Consider the following 20,309-nt stretch of genomic DNA (forward strand, 5'->3'; position numbering starts at 1 on the left):
GCAGAGACAACTAAATGGTGTGTGGCAGGAGTACTTAATAGTAAATAAGGAGGATAAATCATTATGTTTAAAAAGTTTTCACAGTTAGGGCGGGCATTTATGCTGCCGATCGCTATTTTACCAGCGGCCGGATTGCTGTTGGGATTAGGCGGGGCGCTGACAAATGAAAGTGCAGTAGCGGCTTACCCATTTTTGGATCAGCCGTGGCTGCAGACAATTCTCAGTGTCATGAGTTTTGCAGGGAATGCGGTATTTGCAAATTTGGCTTTGATTTTTGCGATCGGGATCGCCGTTGGGTTAGCTAAAGGTGACAAAGGAACTGCGGGATTAGCTGGTGGAGTAGCATTTTTAGTTTATACTGCAACAATTAGCGGGTTATTGGAATTATTTTCTGCTAAAGATGCCAGCATTGATACCGGTGTCGTAGGCTCGATCGTTATCGGAGGAACCGTCGCTTTCTTGCATAACCGCTATCGAAAAATCGAGCTGCCGCAATTTCTAGGGTTCTTTGGCGGGTCACGTTTTATTCCGATCGTCTCTTCTTTTAGTGCGATCGCGATTGGCTGCGTATTCTATCTGATTTGGCCACCGATCCAAAACGGGCTGGTTGTTGTAGGCCAGCAGGTAGCACAAATGGGCAGCATTGGAACCTTCTTTTATGGTTTCTTACTTCGGTTGACTGGTGCAGTAGGTTTGCATCATACCATTTATCCAATGTTTTGGTACACTTCTTTAGGTGGAGTAGAAACGGTTGCGGGAAGTTCAATCTCTGGAGCACAAAATATTTTCTTCGCTCAATTAGCGGATTCTAGCCACACAGGATTATTTACTTATGGGACTCGTTTTTTTGCGGGGCGTTTTGCAACGATGATGTTCGGTCTGCCAGCGGCTTGTTACGCGATGTATCGTGCGATTCCAAAAGAGAACCGCAAGAAAAATGGCGGATTGTATTTTAGCGGCGCCTTGACTTCTTTCTTGACTGGGATCACTGAACCGATTGAGTACATGTTCTTATTTGTTGCTCCTTGGTTGTATGTGATTCACGCATTTCTAGATGGTTTATCGTTCTATTTTGCAGATATATTGAATATTCGAATCGGAAATTCTTTTTCTGGCGGGCTGATCGATTACTTATTATTCGGTGTTTTACAGGGAAATGATAAAACCAATTGGATAAAGGTGATTCCATTTGGAATAGCTTGGGCGTTTATTTATTTCTTTGTATTCAGTTTCTGCATCAAGAAATTCCGTGTCGCTATTCCAGGAATGGAGAATGATGAAGAGTTGACTGTCGAAGTGGATGACTCTGGTTCCAAAAGCTTACAAGAGGAAGCTTGGCAAATCATTGAGGCATTGGGCGGAGATACAAATATCGAAACGGTTACGGCTTGTGCGACACGACTGCGGGTAGCTGTAAAACAAGGAGATCAGGTTCAAAAGGCAGTCTTCAAACGACTTGGTGCAACAGCGGTTTTTGAAGTTCAGGGCGGTATTCAAGCGGTTTTTGGCGGCAAGGCTGATCTGTATAGTCAAGAAATCAATCAGTTGCTGGGACGTGACGATTAAGCTTGAAGATTGATTGGAGGAATAAGGGATGTTTGAGAGATTCAAAAAGAAAAAGACTGAAGCGGTGTTCGCACCGGTTGATGGTCATTTCGTAGCGTTGCCGGATGTTGCTGATCCGGTCTTCGCACAAAAAATGATGGGTGAAGGCTTTGGCATACAGCCGACCTCAGCAGAGATCTATGCGCCCATCCAAGGGACAGTGACAACGATTTTTCAAACGAAGCATGCCATTGGATTAACAGGAAACTCAGGCAGTGAAGTGTTGATCCATATCGGATTAGATACAGTTGAGCTGAACGGTGAACCTTTTGAAGTTCATGTAAAAGAAGGTCAATCGGTCGATGAAACCACATTGCTGGTTACCGCTGATTTTGAAAAAGTTCGGGCCGCAGGCAAAGCAGAAGTAGTCCTAACATTGTTTACAAATGGCGGTGAGAGTTTTGATTCGTTGAATAAAAATCAGGTTAAGCATCAAGAAACGTTAAGATAGAGCTGATAACTACAACGACGTGAACGAATTTATTTTCTAAAACTGAAAAAATTGCATATGATTTTCGTCACGCATATGAATTTACTAATCACGTTAAAGACGAGAAGTGGAATACGAAAACAAACCGCTCAATTCTGAAAGGATTGAGCGGTTTCGATTATTTCTAATTGACTGGAAGTTAGGGACTTGCCAATCAAGTAGGGGCGATTTAAACGTAGTCCTGGACGACGGTTTTACTTTTGACTGCTTGTGAGAAGTCGGTAAAAATCCGATTCGTAATATCGATGCCTTTTTCTCTGGAGATATACCAGCAGAAGACTTGGAAGGGAATGACTGCCAGATAAGGTGCTTTGAATTCATCTGTGCATTCTCCTAAAGCTAGCGTGTTTGCATCTTCAGCTTCGTTTTCTCGCAGCGAAATGGTAAAGACATGTTCAGTATGTCTTTGTTCATAAGCTTTCAGCAGTCCAGCCTTTTCGATGATCTCAGGCTTCGCAGGTGTCTCAATGAAAAATAAGCGATGCTCAGGACTGATCTCTAGGTAAGGACCGTGCATGAAGGCTTCCAGCTCGACACCTAATGAAGGAACGCGAATCGTCTCGGAAAATTTAGTCTCCATTTCTTTCGCGGTTCCAACAGCTGGTCCATAAGCAATCGACGTGAAGCGTGGTGCTGCTTGGAAATCCTTGCGATGAGTTTCAAAAAAGCTCGTTGCAGCTTCGATCACATGGTTGAAACGGCTCGTCAATTCTAAGAAATCTTTCAATTCAGCTGTCTCTTGTTTTTCGGTGATTAGGCCTTTTTTCACACCAATCCGCAGACCTAGCAGCATTAATGCTAAAACGGTCGCAGAAAAGCCTAAGGTCACATAGCCGACACGTTCACGGCCTGATAATACGTCTAATGTTGAAGTGGTGACTTTCGTGATCTCACTATCAGAAATACTAGTCACCGCCATTGTATGTACCGCGTGATGATTGGTGATTTTGTCCATCGCTTCGATCGTTGAGGTACTTTGACCGCTTTGGGAGATACCTAAAACAACTTGAAGCTGGGGATCGATTTTTTCATAATGGGTAAAATTGTATGGTTCTTCAATCGCTAATTTTACCTCAGCCATTTTTTCAATATAGTATTTGGCGCTTTTCGCCGCGTTGATACTAGAGCCTGTGCCTAAGACAAGCCAGTTCGCAGCATCTAGGTTCAGCCCTTTGATCGCCGCATCGATATTTACGGGATATGTATTGATCGCCGCGGTCAATTTTTCTTGTTCTTCTAATATATAGGACAGCATAGTTGGTTTCGACATGGTTTTACCACCTTTTTATTTGAAATAGTCCAGCAGAAAATTGGCGATGCCATCTTCTACGTTCGTGTTCGTAACATATTGCGCGTGCTGCTTCAGCTCATCTACGGCATTGCCCATCGCGACACCGATACCAGAAGCTTGCAGCATCTCTAAATCATTCATTCCATCACCGAAGCTGATGATGTTTTTTTGCGGAACCGTTAACTCCTTACGCACGGCATGGATCGCCGTTGCTTTATTCACGCCTAACGGGATCAACTCGATATTGTTTGGGTGAGAGGAGGAGACAGATAGTAACCCACTCTTGGCCAAAATTTCCCGAACTTCTTTCAGCTTGTCCTCTTGATCATCCGCAATAATGATGCCGTTGACGATGCGCTGACTGACCTCCATCAAGGTCTCCATTGAATCAATCGAACAAAAATCTTCTTCATCATTTCCGATTCGCGATTGATCATTTTTCTGCAGGTAGCTAGGAAGCTGCTGGGTATAGAAAATCGTGTGCTCACCAAAGAAAAACATCGGCAGCTGATAGTCTGTGGTCGTTTGATAAACGAACCGCAAAGCTTCATCAGACAAACGCTTTTTGTGGAGCATTTCATTGACTGTATAGACACTGCCGTTTGAAGCGATGACCTGCGTATCATCGGACAGCTTTCGCGCCATTTCGAAGGCGGAAGAATATTTTCTCCCCGTCGCTACGTAAAACTGATGACCATCTTGCTGCAGCTCCTTGACAACTGACTTTGTTCGTTCGGAAATCTTTTGATCCCGAGCAACTAAGGTGCCGTCGATATCCATAAAAATCAAATGTTTTTCCATTAATCTCTCATCCTCCCAATACCGCAGGATTCGCGAATAATTAATTCAGGCGAATGTGCTTCTAAAGTGTCCAACGGTTCTTCATTGATCATTTTTAATAGCCGCTTCACGGCTTGTTTTCCAAGAAACTGGTTATGCTGATTGATGGTGGTGATTCGCGGAATTTGATAATCTCCATCAGGAAATGCGTCACAACTGGCGATTGCGATGTCTTTTGGACAGGACAATCCGTGATCCGCTAATGCACGAAAGGCACCTAGAGCCACACGATCATTGATCGCTAACACTGCATCAGGCAATGTTCCTTGCTTGATCAGGGTCTCCATATTTTGATACCCATCTTCGGTATAGAAATCACTTAATAGGATCAAGTCAGGATCGAAGGTACTATATAGTGAGATCACTTTCTTAAAAGCTTCCACCCGCTGAGTCGTGATTTTGACACTTAGTTCCCCACCGATAAAACCGATCTTCCGATGTCCTAACGCCAATAAATGTTGGACTGAAAGAAAGATTCCTTTCTCTAGATCCCGCTCAATAAAAGCGCAGCTGCAGTTTTCCTGCTTTTGTCCAATGATCAGGACCGGCACTTGGCTGTTCAGCTGTTCCAATGTATGAAGGTAATCAGGATTTGGTTCGTCCCGGTCGATCTCGCCACCGAGAATCAGAACGCCATCGACCTTCTTTTCAAAAATCGTATTAAAGGTGTCACGTTCCGCGAAGCTGCTATCGGCTCTTTTCTGGCGACCAGCAGTCATAGTATTAAAAAGTAAAAGTGAATAATTTTGCTCAAAGCTGGCCAGCTCGATCTCAGAAACCAACGAAGTAAAGTACGGGTTGGTGATATCTGAAACGACGACGGCAAGCGTTTTCGTTTTATTTGAAATCATGCCGCGAGCCAGCATGCTTGGCTGAAAGCCTTCCTTGTCGATCACTGCTTGAACCTTTGCTCGTTTAGCAGGTGAAACAGAAGGATGATCATTTAAAACGCGGGAAACTGTCGAAACAGACACACCGCTTTCTTTTGCTATTTCTTTGATTGTAATATTTTTTTTCATGAGAGAGCGCCTCCTAGAAATTAGTTTAGGGGAGGAATGAAAAAAAAGCAAGATATTTTTGGTAACGTTTCTAAATGTTAAAAAAACTATTGACAGGGTGAATAAACGCAGGTTATGATGACCTTGAAAACGGAGACAATTTATATTTATTTGGTAACGTTACCAAGATGTGAGGTGCAGAATGACACAAACAGTTTTAGCCGTTGATTTAGGCGGAACCAAGATTCTTGTTGGGGAAGTCACTCCTGCTGGAGAAATCCTTAAGAGTGAAAAATACCCTTCAACAGTCGTCGATCAACGCAGTGCGACAGAAAAAATCAAAACAGCCATTAGAAATTATTTGCAGCAGCATACCATTCAAGGGGAGCTGATCGGTATCGGTGTCTGTGTAGTCGGCAGAGTCGATACAGAGCAAGGGCGCTGGATGGAGATTCATCCGGGGCTTTCAGATCCGATCTTTTTAGCGGATGAACTTACCCAAGCCTTTCAATTACCCTGCTGGATCACCAATGATGTATCCGGAGCGGCTTTAGCCGAAAGCATTCTCGGCGTCGGTCAGGAAACAGGAAATTTTGTTTATATCAATATAGGAACAGGTATCGCCGCTCGAGTAGTCGCGGATAATCACCTGATCAAAGGCGGAAATCATAACGCCGGCGAAGTTGGACATATGGTGGTGGACATGATGAGTGAGGACATTTGTACCTGTGGCAGAGCCGGATGCGCCGAGCTTTATGCTTCAGGACTGGGAATGCACAATCAGGTGCTGAAATTCGCGCCGGAATATCCAGATTCGATCATCACGATCGAAGGTGAGAAACGTGTGACCTTCCAAGAGCTGATTGCCGCTTATGAAGCCAACGATGGACTTGCTAAGAAGGTTTTAGACCAAGCATTGCATGCGGCAGCCGCTCTAACGATGAACTTGATTCGAGTCAGCGACCCCGAAGCAGTCGTCTTCGGCGGCGGTGTAATGAATGACGGATGGTTTTTGAATCATTTGGTAACGTTTCTAAATGCGAAAACAGTCCGTTTTGTAACAAAAGGATTCCGGGTAACGACACTTGATCCCAATGAGGTTGCGTTAAAAGGAGCCGCGACATTGGCTTTTATTATGGAGAAAGGAGTGAAAACCTATGCGTGATTTTAAACAGGACCTCAAAGCGACAGGCTATATCCATCGACCGTTGCCGTTAGACAATAGCCGTTCATTTGAAAAGCAGCAGCTGGAAAGAGAAAACATCACAGAACGCCGACCTTTGACTAAAAGCTTTCAAAGCTGGCAGCAGCGGGGACGCGGTGAAATCCATAAAACGGATGCAACGGTCACTTTGTTAAGTCCAACTCGCTATGATTCTTGGGAAGAAGGCGCACCAGAAGATGGTGATTATGTGAACTTCGGTGATGTGGGTGCTTATCTGTCAATCCCAAGAGAAGACTGGTCAGCCTTCACCCAAATCAAGCTGGATATCTCAGCCGATTGTATCAACGTGGTCAATCCGAATCTTACGATCACGCTGGAAAATGACGGCGAGATCAAGATTCCTGATATCTACAACCGAGAAGGAACTCATGTCATCAATCTTGAAGGGCAGGCAAAACGGACTTATGTCTTAGATATCAGTAATCTGCCAAGAGACGTGGTCACAGGCATCCGGATTTTTTCAGGAGCAAATGGTTCGTATATGAACTTAACAGGACAGCTTAGTTATACCGTCAGCGATTTATATTTGGAGAAAAATGAACAGTTTACCTCCGCAAAAGGCTGGCAGGCGCCAAAAAATCAAATCGTCTTCTCGCATATCGGCTATCATCCAGAGTATTCCAAGACGGCGATCATCAATCGTGAAGATTTCTCAGCGACCACCTTTGAGCTGAAAACTGAGGATCAGATCGTATTTCAAAGCGAGATTCAAGAAACTAAGGCTGAAACAGGGACTTTTGGATTATTGGACTTTTCGGAAGTGAAGGAACCCGGCACTTATTATCTGCAAATCAATGACACCAAAACACCGGAATTTCAGATTGGCACCGTATCAAACTTAAAAGCTCATTCACTTTGGAAATCCTTGAACTTCATTTTCTGCGAGCGATGTGGTTGTCCCGTTCATGGCATTCATGGAACCTGTCACGAGGATTTGACAGTGGAATACAAAGGTTCTCTGGTCAGCTTCAATGGCGGCTGGCATGATGCTGGCGACCTTTCTCAGCAATTAGTTCAGACAGCAGAAGTGACGAGCAGCTTATTCGAAGCAGCGGAAACGGTCAAGGATCAGCCGGAGCTTTACCTGCGCTTGATCGAAGAAGGCGAGTGGGGCATTGATTTTATCTTAAAGACACGTTTAGATGGCGGCGATCGGGTCACTAGCGCTGGGATCACACGCTGGACCGATAATCGAATCGGTACGATGGATGATGCGGTTCCGCGGATTCATAACAGTCCCTATGACAATTTCCTGATCACTGGACTTTTAGCGAAAATCATCAAGTCTTTACCTAAAGATTACGCTATGAGACCGCAGCTGCTTCAAGTAGTAAAAGAAGATTATCAGTATGCGTTGGCTGGATTTGAAATGACCGGATTCAAGCATGAACCGATTTTCTGGGAACATACCTACAACACCTCGAAAAGCCTATTTTTAGCGACGATGGCTTGGACAGCGGCATTGATGTATCAACTTACAATAGAAGATAACTATCAGGAACAAATGACAGAATGGTTCGAGCCGTTGCTTGAATGTCAAGAACAGGAAGGCTTGCAGCTAACTGATGGCACAGTGCTTAAGGGGATGTTTTATCGCGACGAGACTCATAATGTTTTCCAGCATTTCAATCACCAAGCCCGTGAGCATCTTTATGCTTTAGCCTTTGAAGAAGTTTTCGCGGCTTCAACGAACCAAGAGCAAGTAGCAAACTGGCAGGAAAGAGCCAATGATTACGGCGATTATTTAGATTATCTCGGTCAATTCACAGATCCGTACCCTATGTATGCCAGCGGGATCTACAAAGAAGATGAATGGCAGGATAAAGAGAGCTTCTATAAGCAGCACTTATTAGTCGATGAGGAAGCAGAAACCAGCTATCAAGAACAGTTGAAGCAAGGTATTCAGATCGGTGAAGGGCTATACATCAAACGATTCCCAGTCTGGTTCTCTTTCCGCGGCAACAACGGTATCTTGCTTTCAATGGGCAAGAGCGCGGCAGTGATGGGACGTTTACTTGATCGTCAAAAGTTGCTGGATAAAGGGCATCAGCAACTGCAATGGATGGTAGGGAAAAATCCATTCGGACAATCGATGATCTACGGCGAAGGCTACAATTATCCGCAGCAATACTCGGTTTCCTCCGGTGAGATCATTGGGGAAATGCCAGTCGGGATGCAGACTTTTGGTAATGAAGATCAGCCGTATTGGCCGCAATTCAACAATGCGACATATAAAGAAGTTTGGGTTGGTATCGCAGGGAAATGGCTATCATTAGTGGCTGAATTAATAAAATATGAAAAAGGAGATTAAAAACAATGATGAAAGATGGCACGTTCAATAAGGAAGCTTTAGGAGAAAAAGTCGCTTATTATGCGAACAGGATTTCAAGCAATCGCTTTATCGCGGCAATCCGTGATGCGTTTGCCAGTACCATCCCAATCACGATCACCGCAGCGTTCTTTCTATTAGTGAACAATGTTTTACTGACAGAAGAAACAGGTCTCTTGCGAGGGATTCCAGGTCGCGCGATTATTTCTGAAATTTGTGTACAGGCATATAATGGGACATTGGGAATTCTTGGTTTGATGGCAACCTTCTTGATTGGTTTACGTTTGGCGCGGTCATACGATGCAGATGGTGCTCTTGAAGGGATCGTAGCACTGGCTTCCTATGTGGTGTTAGTACCAAATGTCATCAACATTACAGGTACTGGTGGAGGCGAGCTAGAAGTAGCTGGAGCGTTGACTCAAACATATACAAGCGCTTCTGCGATGCTACTTGGGATCATCGCGGCGCTGATCAGTGTACCGATGGTGGTAAAATTAACGAATAATCCGCGTTTGAAAATAAAAATGCCGGACAGTGTTCCGCCGGCGATTGCGAAATCATTCAATAGCTTGATTCCAACATTTTTGACTATTAGTATGTTTGCAATCGTGGAAGTAGGGTTGCGGACAGCGACAGGATTAACGATTCCAGAAATTATTATCAATATCTTGCAAGCTCCATTAGTTGGTGGATTCCAGACATTACCAGGGATTTTATTGTATGTATTCTTGTCAACTTTTGTCTTTATCTTTGGTATCCATGGTGCCTTTGTATTCGGTGCAATCTCAGGTCCGATTCTTTTGACTTCTTTGCAACAAAATGTTGAAGCAATCAATGCTGGCTCAGCTGCACCAAATATCGTGACCCAGCCATTCCTTGATGCTTATGTTTACATGGGAGGTGGCGGAACGATGATTTGTCTAGTGATTGCCTTACTGGTTTTTTCTAAGAGACAGGATCAACGGCTGATCGCAAAACTAGGCGGCGTTTCGAACCTATTCAATATTAGCGAGCCGATCATGTTTGGTTTACCGATCGTTTTCAATCCGATTTATGCGATTCCATTCTGTATCGTACCGATGGTTTCAACAACGTTAGCTTATATCGCGACCAGCTTACATTTGGTTAATCCGACTTATATTTTGATTCCGTGGGTCACACCACCCGTTCTATCTGGTTATCTTGCAACAGCAGGGGATATTCGAGCGGCCATTTTACAACTGGTGATCATCGCTGTGGGAGTATTTATTTATATGCCCTTTGTCTTGATTTCAAATAAACTAGAAGAAAACGTTTAGAAAAATAGCGCGGCAGACTAACAATCTGTCGCGTATTTTCTATTTTCTCCTTTCCATTAATAAAATGCTGAAAAGGATCAGCAATATTCCACTAGTAAGTAATACGTATTTTGAAGCCATGTCATTTTTTATCAATGAGAAGAGATAAAAGATTTTCAAATATTTGTCTCCCGTAAAAAGGCAAGCGACATAATAGCCTAATGGTAAGATCAAACCGATGACAGGCTGTGCCGTAAAAGCAAAGCCGATCGCATAGAGACCACCCATGAACAATGCATCAGCCATTCCGCTTAACAAAAAGTGGTTGAACTCGACCACCGCATTGCTTTTGTCAAAAATTAGTAGACAACCGCAGGTCATCAAAAACAAAGAACAAAGAATCTGAATCAAGCGCAGAACTAAGATCTTTACATAACTAAATCGCTTAGTTCTGATTAGCGCCGTTGCTTCCTCATTACTATCTGGCAGATACAGCGGCAGAAACAAAAGCACACTGATCAATGGGAAAAACCGTTCGTAGATTTCCGCGCTCTGTATAAACGAAGCATTTTCGATCCCAAAGAAGAAGGGAAATAGCAGCGTGAGACAAACAGCAGCAATCACTGCTGGATAAAAATGAAATCGCCAGAAAACGGTCGAGATTTTAACGAGGATTCCCATAAAGCACCTTGCCTTTCCGTTTCAAATCAACGATCACACAGCTGATGAAGAAACAAATCAAGCCTAGTGCAAACCAAAAGATCCGGTTAATTACTAGTTCGGAAAAGATGTGTTCAAATATCTCTCGTGAACCGACATTGTTGAAACGAGGCATCAGGTTTAGACCAACGCTGCCGACGACTTGCCGTCCGTTAGTCATAAGCGATAAGAGCCAAAAACCAACTTGAAAGATGACACTCACTAGCCCATTAAACAGTGTTGTGACCAGGAAGCTGATTCCTACCACCGCAACGATTGTTGGTAATGTCCAACCAAGAATATACTGATAGAAAAGCAGCAGATCACCAGTATGCTGATACTTTTGAGCAACATAGACGGATTGCACAGCAGGCATCAAGCTAAATAAAATGATAGGCAGCAGTAACAGTAGAATCGTTGCCAAAAAGCGGGTTCCGTATAGCTTGAAGGTAGAGATTCTTTTAGTAGAGATGACTAATTGACTCTGAGCGCGCTTATCACGAAGAACTACTGTTGCTGCGATGAACACCGGGACTAAACCTAGAATAATGACCAAATAATCACAGGACATACGGGCGAAGGCTCCTGAGACACGATCCTCGGTTAAGATCGACTGGAAGCGTGCCGTTGCTTCTTCGTAGTTCATTTCTTTAATTGTTTGATGGAGGTAGGTATCTTCCGCAAAATCAGAGCCTTTACCGATCCGCTTTTCGATTTTAGACATATCCTTTTGAAAGGATTGAAACGAATAATTCTTGGCTATCGGCACCCCTTCATTCATGGCTGTTTGATTGATTTGTTGTCCTTCCTCAGTTAATTTGTCCCTTGACTGAACTTGATTTAACTCATCGATCGATTGACCAGTTGCTCGTTCTAAAATGTCGCGAATCGCTGCTTGATCAGATTTTGAGGGCTTGACGACCTTTAGAAACCCAAAAGGGTAGGTATTGTATCGTTTATTATTGTACTGCTGCAGCAGAGTATGGAGTGTTTGGCGCTGAATAACCTCCTTATTCGTTGTTCGAGTGAAACCATAATCATTTTGACCAGGTTCTGGCTGCTTTAGCGAGACAAAGTCAGATCCCAGCTGCATAAAAAGAAAAGCACCGATGAAGAGGATGACCAGCCAATAGGTTAGACTTTTGAACGTCAAATCGAATTCTTTTTTTAGCAACAAGCTAATCGCCTCCCTTCACTGAGAGCAGATAGAGATAGGCATCTTCTAACGTAGGGCGTTCTTCGATTACGAGCGGATGCTGCATCAGCGATGCTTGTGAATTGCCGATAAAACGCAGGTGAGAAGTACTGCCTTCCTGTTGCAAACTGATGATTTGAACCTGTTTCTTTGCAGCACTCAATTCAGTTCGCGGTATTTGTACACTAAAAATTTTCCCTTGGGCATTCAATAATAATTGTTCGATCGAATCAGCGAACAGGATTCTTCCCTGTTCCAAAATCGCGATATTTTCTGCCGCGGCCTCGATATCACCGGCGATATGAGTCGAAAGTAAAACGATTTTATTCTCACTGACCTCAGCCAATAAATTCCGAAATCTCAAGCGTTCCTCCGGATCCAAACCCGCGGTTGGTTCATCAACAACCAAAATTTTCGGGTCATTCAGCAGGGCTTGTGCGATCCCTAAACGTCGTTTCATCCCGCCAGACATGGCTTTGACTTTGACATTTTTATGAATCGTCAGATTGACTTGCTCCAGCAATGCCTGGATACGCGTTCGTCGAGTTCGCTTGTCTAGTTCAGAGAGCACAGCTAGATAATCCAACGCTTGATAAGCAGTCATGTTGCCGTACATTGAGAAATCCTGCGGTAAAAAACCGATAATCGAACGAATTTTTTTCTGTTGATGGATATTGATCCCATTCATTTGAATATCGCCTTCAATGGTTGGAAGCAAGGTCACCAATGTTTTTAACAAGGTCGTTTTTCCAGCACCATTGCGGCCTAGCAAACCGAACATGCCGGTGGAGATTGAAAGATTGATGTCATAGAGAACTTGTTTTTTTCCGTAGTATTGATTTAGATGATTAATTTCGATTTTCATCATTGATCCCTCCTAATACTCTGTTCACTTACAGGATAATCATCAAATCTCTATAAATTCTCTACAATTGAGATAAATTAATCTTTTAGGGAAAAAACAGCTGAGACAATCGCGCCGCCTTCGAGACTATTGGCGATTTTCAAATTGCCGCCATGCTTTTGCGCCAACGCTTCGGCGATGGTTAAACCTAAACCAAAGTGACTACTCTTATTTTGAGAATAGTAAGGCTCTGTAGCTGTCAGCAGTTCCTTTTTCGAAAAGCCGGGACCATCATCTTTGACGTAGATAATTAATAATTGCTCTTGCAGAGTGATCGTAATCGAAATGGTCTTTTCAGCGAAACGATAGGCGTTATTCAGTAGATTTTCTACGACTTCGTTAATCAAATGACCGTCGTACTTAGTGGTGATTCTTGGATATTCTTTTGTCAGTATCAGCTCTTTTTCCGAGCGAAGTCTACCGAGATCCAGCACATGCTCTTCGATCCTGCTCAATGGCTGTAAGGTTTTCTGGAGTGGACGATCTTCTAATTTTTGCAATTGGTGCATTGTTTTCGAAAAAGAGTTTAAACGTGTGATGCTATCCTTGATTTTTCTAGCAGATTTCTCAAAAGCTTCTTGACTCAAGCAATCCTGCTCAAAATAAGCCTCCAACAGTTCCAAATTATTCTGGATCGTCGCTAAAGGTGTACGCAGATCGTGTGAAAAAGCCGCATTGACTTTTTTCTGATCATGATAAAGCTTGTTGAGCTCCTTTTGATTCGTCTGCAAAGTTAATCGCAGATGATCCAAACCTAATGAGGTTTTCTCAAATTCGTCATAGGTATTGTAATAGACTGGCTGGTGATAATTCCCCTGTTCAATCTGCTCGATGCTTTTCTCTAGAATTCTGATAGGTTGTAAAATACGCTTACGGTAAAATAGTTTTGTCGCGATATAGATACCCAAAAAAACATAGAGAAAAATCGAATACTGACGGATTAGCTCTAGCATTTGAATCGTTCGTGAGGATTTTACTGGCGGTGTCCAAGTGAGATATTCCCAATAGCTGGATTCTTTAAAGTCTGGCATGATAATCAGCCGCTCCCAGCTGACACAAATGGAAACAGTAATCAATGTAGTAAAAGCCACTGCCAATACACCGATAAAAAGATAAAGTAGCAAGCTTTGATCTAGGCTGCTTCTTCTGGCAAACAGCCGATTGATGACGCCATCTAGCCAATCCATTTATAGCCCACCCCCCAAACAGTTTGAATATACTCAACATCAGAACAGAAGTTGATTTTTTTTCGAATCCGCCGGACATGCTCCGTAATGATCGAAACCTCTCCTGCTTTATCCCAATCCCAAAGCCTCTGATAGATTTCTTCTTTCGAAAAAGCTCGACCAGGATGCTTAGAGAGCAATTCAACAATCGCAAACTCAACTTTAGTTAGATAAATCGCTTGATTGCGAATGTGCAGATTTTTTTGATCATAATCAATGATCAACTCGCCAAAATAAGCAATTTTGCGAGAAGTGTTCCTTCGATTTTCTCTTCTAAGGTGGGCTTCGATCCGTAACCCCAGTTCCTTCAAGCTAACAGGTTTGATCAAATAATCGTCGCCGCCGATCATCAATCCATAGAGCCGACTTTCTTCATCCTCCTTGGCAGAAAGAAAAACGATTGGGCATGTGATCTGCTCCCGAATCCTCTCGCATAATTCAAAGCCATCCATTTCCGGCATACTCACATCCAGAATGATGATATCAGGCTGGTGTCGTAGCTGCTTTAAGCCTTCATGGCCGTTACTTGCGGTATAGACTAGGTAATTCATTAATTGAAAGTAGTCTTTGAATGTCTCCAATAAATCGTCTTCATCATCAATGATCAATATTTTTTTCACAGTAACCCTCCTGACATTGGGAATCGTATAAATTAATCCTAACACAATAAATAGAAGGAAGAAATTTCCGATAATAATGAACTTCGGTATAGTAGGTACAGCGAAATTTCCGCGATATTAACGAAATAGAGTTTGACAAATATCGGACTGCCCGCTATTCTTAACTTAGATTAATATTAAAACACTATGAGAAAGAAAGTAGAGATAATGAATTCCAGCAGAGAGTCTCGGCAGCTGAAAAGAGACGGAACCTATTTATTTTGAAAATGGCTTTTGAGTGGATCTTCTGACTGATTAGGAAGGTACGGGATGTTCCGTTAAACGACAGAAGCCCCTATTTCAGGGGACTTATCGAGGCAGTGATTCGTGAGAAGACTGCATATATCAAGGTGGTACCGTATATCAATTATGCCCTTAGATAGCTAGTTAGCTATCTGAGGGCATTTATTATTTTGAAAGAAAAGAGGAGAGAATGTTATGAGCAGTATTCCATTTCGTTTTGATCAAGTAGGCAGTTTGTTAAGACCAGAGAGATTAAAAGCGGCCCGTGAAGCATTCAAGCAAGGCACGATCACTCGAGAAGCGTTGACTCAGGTTGAGGACGAAGAAATCATCAAAGTGATTCAGAAGCAAAAAGAAATCGGGCTGCAGGCAGTGACTGATGGTGAGTTTCGTCGCCGCTGGTGGCATTTAGATTTTATTGCGGGACTCAAAGGAATTACTGTTTATGATTTCGAAACAACAGCCTTTGGACTCACTACCGAAGCACAGGGAACATTTGTCAGCGGTCCGCTTTCATTTGATCCAGCGCATCCATTTTTGGATCATTTTAAATTTACTAAGAAGCACGCCGGGGAAACGTTAGCAAAGCAGACCATACCAGGACCTAACATGATTTATTTGGACTCCTTCATTTTGTCAAAGCAATACCATGAAAATCCTGTTTACCCAGATAAAAAGGACTTTATTCAAGATTTGATTACCACCTATCAAGCCGCTATCCAAGCCTTTTATGATGCCGGCTGCCGCTACTTACAATTGGATGATACAAGCTGGGGTGGGTTATTTGATGAACGATTCCGTGGGATGATTGCAAAAAATGGTTATGATCCAGATGAGTTAATTCAAGAGTTCGGTGACATAACTGAAGCCGTTCTAGCTGATAAACCAGCTGATTTATCGATTACCTTCCATTTCTGCAAAGGAAACTTTCAATCTCATTGGCTTTACAATGGGTCCTACGATAAAATTGCGGAACGGCTATTATCCATCACGCAATTTAACGGCTTCTTCTTGGAATTTGACGATGAACGTTCTGGCAGCTTTGAACCGTTGAAGAATATCAAAGATCAACGAATCGTATTAGGTTTGATTACTACAAAGACACCAGAATTAGAGGACAAGGAAAACATAAAGGCGCGAATCAAAGAAGCAACCCAATATGTTCCATTAGAACAGCTATGCCTTAGTCCACAATGCGGCTTTTCTTCTACTCACGAAGGCAATAAAGTGACTGAGGAGGACCAATGGGCGAAATTGGCATTGGTTGTTGAAACAGCGCAGGAAGTTTGGGAAGATTAGAGTAGTTTAAAATTGGAAAAGGAATAAAAAGAACCGCGGTGTAAATTTCTACACTGCGGTTCTTTTTATTCCTTTTAGTGTTGTTTCAAATTGAAAGCAAAATGCGCATTGAAACGTGATAAAAGACAAATATTTTATGTGAAGATTCTAGACAACACAAATCATGAAAATAAGATTTTGTATGTAATTTTAGTTGTTTAGATTAGTTTTTTGAAATAAATAAACCACATTATTTTGTTCGTTAGTTATTAAAATATGATTGGTTTTATTTTATATAACATCTTTATGTTAAAATATTAAGGTTTGTAATGTAGGGGTGTTCGTTGAAGTGTGAGGAGACTGAATTAGATATACAAGTATTCATTCAGTAAATATTTTCTTAGTCTTCCGAAAAACTAGAAAGATTTTCAAAGTGTTTGAAAAAAATTAACTTATTTGTTAGCTATATAGAAACTTGGTCATGAAACAATTATATATTAACGATTATTATTAGGCAATACAATTCACTAAAATAATTATTGTTATTGAGAAAAGGTAATGTTCTTCTAGTAAACTGTTGCTTTTCCCCAATTATATTAGGCATGAATCACCAATAAAAACAAAAAATAGGCCGTCTATTACGCCGTCAAAAAAAGGAGGATATAAGAAATGCGCAAAGGAGAAAATATTTATCTACGGAAAGATGGGCGATGGGAAGGTAGGTATCCAAAGGGAAGGAAAGCTGATGGGAAAATCAGATATGGCTATGTTTATGGAAAAAGTTATACAGAAGTAAAACAAAGAATTTTTCCACTTCGAGTTCATTATAGTACGCTTCGCCAAACCTGTGGTAACTCAAGTGAGTCTTTCGAAGAGTGGACTACTCAATGGTTAGAAGAGATACAAGGAGAAGTGAAACCTTCAACTTTTTCAAGTTACTTCTACAAATTAACGAAATATGTGTTTCCTACAATTAAAGATATTCCATTAAATGAGTTATCAGGAGATCAAGGAAAAATGCTCCTAAAAGAGCTACAAAAAAAATTGACTAATTCGACAATTCAAGTCATTTTTCGAATCATCAATAAATGTCTAAATCACGCAAAAAAATATGGAAAGATTGTAGCAAATCCTTTTTCTGACATTCAATTACCGAAGGTCAAAAGGAAAAGAGTCAGTCCGTTAACCCGTTTTGAGCAATCGAGGCTTATGGAAATTGCTGAAAAAGAAAAGAAGGATCGAGGGGTGCCTGTATTATTAGCGTTACATTCAGGAATGAGAATCGGCGAAATTGCTGCGCTGAAATGGGAAGATATTGACTTTGAAGCGGGACTTATCTATATCAACCATACCTATCAGCGTATCGGAGCTTTGAGCATATACGATAAGACTCGATTAATTTTTGCAGAATCAAAAACCGATTCTTCTATAAGAGTGATTCCTATAGGGAGAACATTAAAAAAAATATTGTTGAAACATCGTAAGCAGTCAAAAGATACCTTTGTTTTTTCAACAAATGGTCATCCTTGTGAACCGCGATTACTTACCTATCATTTTCATCAGATTAGAAAGAAAGCGAATCTTCCCAACATTCATTTTCATCAATTGCGTCACACATTTGCTACTCGGTGTTTAGAAGCGAAAGGAGATGTTTCTTCTGTGAGTGCACTCTTAGGTCATGCCTCTACTCAAATGACACTGGACACTTATGTGAATGCATTGATGGAGCAGAGAGTTCGTGTAATCTCTAGAATGGAAAAAATGATAAGTTAAAATAATTAAAAAAAAATTAGAAAAGGTTCTTTAGGGAAGCTTTTTTTGCTTTCTTAAAGAAAGCGCTTACTATCTCTGCTCGAAATTTATAATGCCATTTTTATCACTAGATTACAATTTCAAAATTAAAATAAATCAAATAAAAGTAGTCCGCCGTCAATCATCGTCAAGTTACGCAGAAAAGAGTATTGTAGTTAGCCTTTCGAACAAGCTTCTAGTTTTTCGGAAGACGAAGAAACAAATTTTAGCGTTCTATACTGCGAACACGAAGTTTATAACGAAAAAAATTACGATTTGCCTTTTTTGAAAGGAGGTATGTTTATCGAAGGACAGACATACATTAGTTCCTAATACAAAGGAGAGATGGAAGACCTCAAGGGTGTATTGGAAAAAATGAATAATTGAAAAAACGGCGGCAACCTCTTTTCAATTATTTATTGTAGCTAATTTGGGCGTAGAAAACAAAAAATAGCAAAGGAGTTTATTATGAAAACGAAAAGAAAATGGATTAGTAAAACAGCGATGACTTTGGGTGTGTTGACTATGGCAGGATCAGTGGGAGCCGGGGTGATTAACGTTCCATATGCTGTGGCACAGAATATTAGTGATAATGCAGTTTCAGACAATACATCGAAACGGTCGATCACTGTTTGGAAGTATGAAATCAATAGTAGTGCTGAACTTGGCGAACGTGGGGATGGAATTAATTCTGACCCAAGTAAAGCCCCTGATTTAGGCGGCAAGAAATTAATGAAGGATGTCAATTTTGAAATCATTAAGGTAAAACCAATCGGAAATGCTTCTTTAACAAACCCATTGGAACAAGTTGAGGGAACAGCTTGGGAAGAAGATTCTTCATTCACTGCGATTCAAGGAAAAACGGATGCAGGTGGGAAATTAACGTTTGATGTTGGTACAGGGAAAGCTGCAGACGGCATTTATTTAGTCCGTGAAATTAAAGATGCTACAACAGGGGATTACACGTATACAGATGAAAATGGCGCTACGAAAAAGATTACAAAACCAATGGATCCATTCTTTGTTCATCTACCACAAACTAAACGAGATGACACAGGAAAATTGATTTATGACGTTCATGTGTATCCGAAGAATATCGTTACAGAAACAGAATTAGATAAAACAATTGAAGGTGGAAAAGGATATTCCATCAAGGCTGGAAACTCTTTCCAGTGGGAAGCCACAACAAAGCTGCCTGATGGCTTGTATGCAATTGCCCCACAGGACATGACGATAACAAACTACGTAGACCCAGACACTGGTGTGACATCTGACAAGAAATTTGCGGCGGGTGATGAGATTTATGCTTCTTACTTTAAAGTAAGCGATAGCATCAATGAGAATCTTTTGTTAGAGGACGCTGAAGTATATGCGATCGCCAAAGATGGAACAAAAACGAAATTGACCAATGGTACTGAATATACAGTTACATTGGGTGGGACAACCATTACGAATCCAGCTAAAGTGGAAGATTTGACTGAAGGTACGAAAAAAGATGTCGTTGTTAGTTTGACAAAAGCAGGAATGAAAAAATTAGGTGTTGATGAGGATACCCATCTTCAAGTTGTTTATAAAGTGAAGACGAATAAAGACTTTAATGGAACAATTTCCAACCAGTACACTATTGACTATTTGCTACCTGGTGGAACACCTACGACGGGTGAAAGTGACGAACCAGAATACTACAATGGCGGATTCGATATTGAAAAAACGGATGAAGGCTCAAATGCATTAGATGGAGCAGAATTCCATATTGCTACAAGTGAAGCAGATGCGAATGCGAAGAAGTACTTAGCTTCAGATGGTAAATCATACACATTAAATGCTGATGGTACAAGTACTCCTGGGTTACCAACTGGAGTGACTTATTTGACAGCAACTTCTGTAAACGGAAAAGCTGAGTTTAACGGATTAGCATTGAACTGGTTTACAGATGTAAATGGTGACGGTAAACAAGATCCTAAGAACCCAGAGGAAGCAACTTGGGAAAAAGAGAAGATCGAAAAAGTCTATTGGGTAGTGGAAACGAAATCACCATCTGGTTATGAATTGATCAAAGATCCACAAGAAGTAAAAGTGACTTTAGGAACAGCAGACGATGCGTTGGTTGAATTGACAGTTGTCAATAAGAAGAAAACCGATCTGCCATTTACCGGTGGGACTGGAACAATGTTACTTGTGATCATTGCGATCGGAGCAATCACTATCGGTACAGCAGCAATTGCAATTGATAAAAAACGTCGTCACGCTTAAAAAATG

At 41.6% G+C, this 20,309-nt stretch carries 16 protein-coding genes and 1 other annotated feature; of the genes, 8 read left to right on the top strand and 8 right to left on the bottom strand.

Annotated elements, in window-relative coordinates; genetic code table 11:
* Positions 1-63: 63 nt before the first annotated feature.
* Both IGI67_RS14865 and IGI67_RS14870 read left to right on the top strand, forming a co-directional pair.
* Complete coding sequence (locus tag IGI67_RS14865) at positions 64-1,566, top strand: PTS transporter subunit EIIC (protein WP_429958197.1); 1,503 nt, start codon at positions 64-66, stop codon at positions 1,564-1,566.
* Between the two features lie 28 nt (positions 1,567-1,594).
* Entirely contained in the window at positions 1,595-2,056 is a 462-nt protein-coding gene (locus IGI67_RS14870; protein WP_429958198.1) for a PTS sugar transporter subunit IIA, read from the top strand.
* A gap of 208 nt (positions 2,057-2,264) precedes the next feature.
* On the opposite strand, the gene IGI67_RS14875 is transcribed toward IGI67_RS14870, so the two are convergent.
* Genes IGI67_RS14875 through IGI67_RS14885 form a run of 3 tightly spaced genes read right to left on the bottom strand, consistent with a single transcriptional unit; the run spans position 2,265 to position 5,245 of the window.
* On the bottom strand, positions 2,265-3,365 hold the full coding sequence (locus IGI67_RS14875; protein WP_429958199.1) for an SIS domain-containing protein: 1,101 nt from the start codon (positions 3,363-3,365) through the stop codon (positions 2,265-2,267).
* A gap of 15 nt (positions 3,366-3,380) precedes the next feature.
* Positions 3,381-4,187: a Cof-type HAD-IIB family hydrolase gene (locus IGI67_RS14880; RefSeq protein WP_207109998.1), complete on the bottom strand. Its 807-nt coding sequence runs from the start codon at positions 4,185-4,187 to the stop codon at positions 3,381-3,383.
* Positions 4,187-5,245, bottom strand: coding sequence for a LacI family DNA-binding transcriptional regulator (locus IGI67_RS14885; RefSeq protein ID WP_429958200.1), 1,059 nt, complete (start codon positions 5,243-5,245; stop codon positions 4,187-4,189). The genes IGI67_RS14880 and IGI67_RS14885 overlap by 1 nt, the downstream gene beginning before the upstream one ends.
* 181 nt (positions 5,246-5,426) lie before the next feature.
* On the opposite strand from IGI67_RS14885, the gene IGI67_RS14890 reads away from it, so the two are divergent.
* From IGI67_RS14890 to IGI67_RS14900, 3 genes are read left to right on the top strand one after another with little or no spacing between them, the layout of a single operon-like run.
* The gene (locus IGI67_RS14890; RefSeq protein WP_207109996.1) at positions 5,427-6,389 is read left to right on the top strand and encodes an ROK family protein; all 963 of its coding nucleotides are present in this window, start codon (positions 5,427-5,429) and stop codon (positions 6,387-6,389) included.
* A complete protein-coding gene (locus IGI67_RS14895; RefSeq protein ID WP_429958201.1) occupies positions 6,382-8,760 on the top strand; it encodes a glycoside hydrolase family 9 protein in 2,379 nt (792 codons plus the stop codon). Before IGI67_RS14890 ends, IGI67_RS14895 begins: the two co-directional genes overlap by 8 nt.
* 5 nt (positions 8,761-8,765) lie before the next feature.
* Complete coding sequence (locus IGI67_RS14900; protein WP_207109994.1) at positions 8,766-10,076, top strand: PTS sugar transporter subunit IIC; 1,311 nt, start codon at positions 8,766-8,768, stop codon at positions 10,074-10,076.
* Positions 10,077-10,115: 39 nt separating this feature from the next.
* Here IGI67_RS14900 and IGI67_RS14905 read toward each other — a convergent pair whose 3' ends face one another.
* The 5 genes from IGI67_RS14905 to IGI67_RS14925 all read right to left on the bottom strand — a co-directional run bounded on the left by IGI67_RS14905 (position 10,116) and on the right by IGI67_RS14925 (position 14,699).
* Entirely contained in the window at positions 10,116-10,736 is a 621-nt protein-coding gene (locus IGI67_RS14905) for a hypothetical protein (RefSeq protein WP_429958202.1), read from the bottom strand.
* Complete coding sequence (locus tag IGI67_RS14910) at positions 10,720-11,931, bottom strand: ABC transporter permease (RefSeq protein ID WP_429958203.1); 1,212 nt, start codon at positions 11,929-11,931, stop codon at positions 10,720-10,722. Before IGI67_RS14910 ends, IGI67_RS14905 begins: the two co-directional genes overlap by 17 nt.
* Before the next feature lies 1 nt (position 11,932).
* Positions 11,933-12,817, bottom strand: coding sequence for an ATP-binding cassette domain-containing protein (locus tag IGI67_RS14915; RefSeq protein WP_429958204.1), 885 nt, complete (start codon positions 12,815-12,817; stop codon positions 11,933-11,935).
* Between the two features lie 74 nt (positions 12,818-12,891).
* Positions 12,892-14,040, bottom strand: a complete 1,149-nt coding sequence (locus IGI67_RS14920; protein ID WP_429958205.1) for a HAMP domain-containing sensor histidine kinase — start codon at positions 14,038-14,040, stop codon at positions 12,892-12,894.
* The gene (locus IGI67_RS14925; RefSeq protein WP_429958206.1) at positions 14,028-14,699 is read right to left on the bottom strand and encodes a response regulator transcription factor; all 672 of its coding nucleotides are present in this window, start codon (positions 14,697-14,699) and stop codon (positions 14,028-14,030) included. Before IGI67_RS14925 ends, IGI67_RS14920 begins: the two co-directional genes overlap by 13 nt.
* A 177-nt stretch (positions 14,700-14,876) precedes the next feature.
* Positions 14,877-15,118: a binding site (T-box leader), on the top strand.
* 58 nt (positions 15,119-15,176) lie between these two features.
* Between IGI67_RS14925 and IGI67_RS14930 the strand changes: the two genes are divergently transcribed.
* The 3 genes from IGI67_RS14930 to IGI67_RS14940 all read left to right on the top strand — a co-directional run bounded on the left by IGI67_RS14930 (position 15,177) and on the right by IGI67_RS14940 (position 20,303).
* Positions 15,177-16,280 carry a 5-methyltetrahydropteroyltriglutamate--homocysteine S-methyltransferase gene (locus IGI67_RS14930; protein WP_429958207.1) on the top strand — a complete coding sequence of 368 codons (1,104 nt, stop codon included), beginning with the start codon at positions 15,177-15,179 and terminating at the stop codon, positions 16,278-16,280.
* 648 nt (positions 16,281-16,928) lie between these two features.
* A complete protein-coding gene (locus IGI67_RS14935) occupies positions 16,929-18,032 on the top strand; it encodes a tyrosine-type recombinase/integrase (protein ID WP_207109988.1) in 1,104 nt (367 codons plus the stop codon).
* A gap of 486 nt (positions 18,033-18,518) precedes the next feature.
* A complete protein-coding gene (locus IGI67_RS14940; protein ID WP_429958208.1) occupies positions 18,519-20,303 on the top strand; it encodes a SpaH/EbpB family LPXTG-anchored major pilin in 1,785 nt (594 codons plus the stop codon).
* Positions 20,304-20,309: the final 6 nt, after the last annotated feature.

The organism is Enterococcus sp. AZ196 (genome assembly GCF_050498845.1).
GTDB classification, from domain to species: Bacteria; Bacillota; Bacilli; order Lactobacillales; family Enterococcaceae; genus Enterococcus_A; species Enterococcus_A murrayae.